The 1,695-nt window shown below is 73.2% G+C and carries 1 protein-coding gene and 1 pseudogene; both read left to right on the top strand.

The features are described 5' to 3' along the window. Positions 1-54: 54 nt before the first annotated feature. Positions 55-1,065: a LacI family DNA-binding transcriptional regulator gene (locus FNH08_RS49725; RefSeq protein ID WP_152778586.1), complete on the top strand. Its 1,011-nt coding sequence runs from the start codon at positions 55-57 to the stop codon at positions 1,063-1,065. A gap of 167 nt (positions 1,066-1,232) precedes the next feature. After that, positions 1,233-1,695 (top strand): annotated as a pseudogene (locus FNH08_RS49720) (alpha/beta hydrolase); the annotation flags it as partial.

Below are 1,695 nucleotides of genomic sequence, written 5' to 3'. Positions count from 1 at the left end.
TGTGTATAAGAGACAGGTCATGCGGGGCGGGGTCGGGGCGGTCGGCGACCGACCCTGGAGGAGGTCGCCGCGCGGGCCGGTGTCGGCCGAGGGACGGTCTCCCGGGTGATCAACGGCTCGCCCCGGGTCAGCGACGCGACCCGTACGGCGGTCGAGGCGGCGGTGGCGGAGCTCGGCTACGTCCCGAACACGGCGGCCCGGGCGCTCGCCGCGAACCGTACGGACGCGATCGCCCTCGTCGTCCCCGAGCCGGAGACCCGCTTCTTCGCGGAGCCGTACTTCTCGGACATGCTGAAGGGCGTGGGCGCCGCGCTCACGGAAACCGAGATGCAACTGCTGCTGATCTTCGCGGGCAGCGACCGGGAGCGCCGCCGCCTGGCCCAGTACCTGGCGGCACACCGGGTGGACGGCGTCCTCCTGGTGTCGGTGCACGCCGACGACCCGCTGCCCGACCTCCTGGCCCAGCTGGAGATCCCGGCCGTGATCAGCGGCCCGCGCTCGGCCCGCGAGACGCTGCCGTCGGTGGACTCGGACAACTACGGCGGGGGCCGCTCGGCGGTGGAGCACCTCATGGCCCGGGGGCGCAGGACGATCGCCACGATCACCGGCCGCCTCGACGTCTATGGCGCCCAACGGCGCATCGAGGGCTACCGCGAGGCACTGGCCGACTCCGGCCGGCCCGTCGACGAGCAGCTGATCCTCCCGGGTGACTTCACCGAGGACGGCGGCCGCCGGGCGATGGCCGAACTCCTTCAGCGGTGCCCCGACCTGGACGCGGTCTTCGCGGAGTCGGACGTGATGGCGGCCGGCGCGCGCCAGGTGCTGCGCGAGGCGGGCCGCCGTATCCCCGACGACGTCGCCCTCGTCGGCTACGACGACTCGGCGATAGCCCGCCACATGGACCCGCCCCTGACCAGCGTCCGCCAGCCCATAGAGGAAATGGGCCGCGCGATGATCGACCTCCTCCTGGACGAGATAGCCGACCGCCGCCCAGCGGTTTCGCGAGGTCTGGAGCGGCGTCAGGTGGTGCTGCCGACGGAGCTGGTGCAGCGGTTCTCGTCGTAGGCGGGTTGCCGGAGCCGCCGGGGTGACGTGTTCACAACACGAACGTGGGTCGCCCTGATGAACCTGTGGCCAGCCCCAGGGTGAAGCGGCGGGATGACCGGATGTTCCCGGGGCCCGTGTGTTCATAGCGTCGACCGGGACAGCGACAGCCGAGTCGAAGGAACATCATGCGCTTACCGTGGTCCACGGCCGCCATCAGCCTGGGAGCGGCCGGACTGCTCGTCGGAGCGGTTCCCGCCGTCTCCGCCGCGGGGCCCGCCGACGCCCCGGCCGCCCACGCCGACCAGCGTCCGGCCTGGGGCCCGTGCCCACCGGCCGAGAAGGAGCTGAACGCGACGGGCGCACGGTGCGCCGACGTCACCGTCCCCCTCGACCACTCCGCCCCCGGCGGCCGTACGATCCGCGTGAAGATCTCCCGGATCGAGGCCAGGGACCCGACACACCGACGGGGCATCCTGCTCTCCAACCCCGGCGGACCCGGGGGCGCCGGACTCGCGAGCACCCTCGCCCTGCGCCCGACGCTGGGCGACGTGGCCGACCGCTACGACCTGATCGGCTTCGACCCGCGCTTCCTCGGCGAGAGCACCCCGCTGCGCTGTGACCCGGCCCCACCGTCCCCCACACCGCCCG

The organism is Streptomyces spongiae (assembly GCF_009377185.1).
GTDB classification, from domain to species: domain Bacteria; phylum Actinomycetota; class Actinomycetes; order Streptomycetales; family Streptomycetaceae; genus Streptomyces; species Streptomyces spongiae.
The sequence above is the reverse complement of the archived record's forward strand: the minus strand, read 5'-3'. Positions and strand labels throughout refer to the sequence as shown.